Here is a 1,789-nt window from a genome sequence, read left to right on the forward strand (position 1 = left end):
CCTCGCGCCCCACCCGCGTCCCGGATGCCCCGAATTCCCCACCCCGTACCGATAAATAGCGCAAAGTTCCGGCCCCCGGGAGGCGCAAACCCGCGCGCACCGGGGTAGGGGAGTATCGCAAGGAACCCACAACGCCGTAGGTCTCCCGTGATCTCGGCGCGTAGTCATGGATCGCCAGTGGGGAGAGCGTGCGGCGCCCGGCGCGGACTTGTCGCCCGTGCACGGACCCCCCAACTGGCCGGTGATGCGGACGGAGTTCGGATGGACGGCGCGCTCGCCCGAGTGTTGACGGATTCTGATACCACCTCGACCCTGGGCGCCGCGCCGCCGAGGCGCGCGGCGCGCAGGCTCCGCCTCGTGGATCCACCGACCGAGCAGCCGGGACTCACGCCCCCGGACCGGGAGTCCCCGATGCACGACGAAGCCCAGCCGACCGCGTCGGCCGCGTCGGCCGCGACCGTGACGGACCTCGACGCCGAGGCCCCAGCCCAGGACCTCGACCTCGGCCGTGGCGGCGAACTGCTCGCCGAGGTGGTCCAACTCCCGCTCGCCCGTACCGAGGCCCAGACGCGCAACCTGCGTGAGCCCGACCCGGCCGAGATGGAGCAGGAGGAGCAGGAGTCCCAGCCCACCGAGAAGGAGGAGGCCGCGGCCGAAGCCCACGTCACCGCGTGGGCCGACTCGGCCGGCCCGGCCGGCGACCTGTTCCGCCAGTACCTGCGCGAGATCGGCCGCATCCCGCTGCTCACCGCCGTCCAGGAGGTGGAGCTGGCCCGGGCCGTGGAAGCCGGCCTGTTCGCCGACGAGCGGCTGCTGACCAACTTCGACTTGCACGCCGAGGACCGCAGGGACCTGCACGTGCTGGTGCTGCAGGGCCAGAGCGCCAAGCGCAAGCTGATCGAGGCGAACCTGCGCCTGGTGGTCTCCATCGCCAAGCGCTACATCGGCCGCGGCATGTCGATCCTGGACCTGGTCCAGGAGGGCAACCTGGGCCTGATCCGGGCCGTGGAGAAGTTCGACTACGCCCGCGGCTACAAGTTCTCCACCTACGCGACCTGGTGGATCCGCCAGGCCATGAGCCGCGCCCTGGCCGACCAGGCCAGAACCATCCGCGTCCCCGTGCACGTGGTCGAACTGATGAACCGCGTGGTCAGGCTCCAGCGCGCACTGCTCCAGGCCAACTCGATCGAGCCCACCCCGGACCAGATCGCCGACGTCCTCGGCGTCCCGACCGAGCGGGTCATCGAAGTCCTCCGCCTGGCCCAGGAGCCCGTCTCCCTCCACGCCCCCGTAGGCGAAGAAGACGACGTGGCCTTAGGCGACCTGATAGAGGACGCCGACGCGGAATCCCCGGCCGACTCCGTAGCGGTGATGATGCTCCGGGAGCACCTCGACACCCTGCTCTCCACCCTCGGCGAGCGCGAGAAGCGCGTAGTCCAGCTGCGCTACGGCCTCACCGACGGCGAGCCGCACACCCTCGAGGAGATCGGCCGCACCTTCGGCGTGACGCGCGAGCGCATCCGCCAGATCGAGGCCAAGACCCTGGCGAAGCTGCGCGGCCACTGTTACGCCGACCAGCTGAAGGACTACCTCCGGTAGGTCCGCCGGTTAGCACCCAACCCGCCCCACAAGCTCAGCCCGCCGGACCAGCTCGACTCGCCAGACCCGCTCAGCCAGCTCAGCCCGCTCGACTTACGAGACCCGCTCAGCCCGCTCAATTTGCCAGACCCGCTCCACCTGTTCCACCCGCTTCACCCGGCCGGTGCCCCGCACCCGCCCCCGCGTGAGC

Annotated in this window: 1 protein-coding gene; it reads left to right on the forward strand. The window is 70.8% G+C overall.

Going from position 1 to position 1,789, the window contains the following annotated elements; translation table 11 throughout:
• Positions 1 to 411: 411 nt before the first annotated feature.
• Entirely contained in the window at positions 412 to 1,599 is a 1,188-nt protein-coding gene (locus KDL01_RS40865; RefSeq protein ID WP_438802023.1) for an RNA polymerase sigma factor, read from the forward strand.
• Positions 1,600 to 1,789: the final 190 nt, after the last annotated feature.

Source organism: Actinospica durhamensis, from assembly GCF_018139695.1.
GTDB lineage: Bacteria > Actinomycetota > Actinomycetes > Streptomycetales > Catenulisporaceae > Actinospica > Actinospica durhamensis.

What these genes read in the sequence shown, in the direction of transcription:
- KDL01_RS40865 (WP_438802023.1), top strand. Translation starts at nt 412, where the DNA reads ATGCACGACGAAGCCCAGCCGACCGCGTCGGCCGCGTCGGCCGCGACC.